Here is a 290-nt window from a genome sequence, read left to right as displayed (position 1 = left end):
AAGAGGAGCTCAGTAAACGAGAAGCGCTGGCTGCGGTTGGACAATTGGCAGCCGGTATGGCTCATGAGATTCGGAATCCGTTGACTTCTATTAAAGGATTTATTCAGTTAATCAGAGAGCAAGGCACGACAAGTCGAAATGATTCTTATTTTTCTGTCATTTTAACTGAAATTGAAAGAATAGATGGTCTTCTAAACGATGTTCTCGTTTTAGCCAGATACAGAGACGACAACATTGTCTCCGAGCGTTTTTTAGTGATGGACGAGTTGTACGGGGTTCTGCGTTTATTG

Annotated in this window: 1 protein-coding gene; it reads left to right on the top strand. The window is 42.1% G+C overall.

Annotated features, from left to right (window positions below; all coding sequences use genetic code 11):
* A partial coding sequence (locus SB775_RS28710) for a histidine kinase dimerization/phospho-acceptor domain-containing protein (RefSeq protein ID WP_410864587.1) occupies positions 1-290 on the top strand: 290 nt, incomplete at both ends.

Source organism: Peribacillus sp. SIMBA_075, from assembly GCF_046534585.1.
This window is presented reverse-complemented; position numbering and strand designations above follow the sequence as displayed.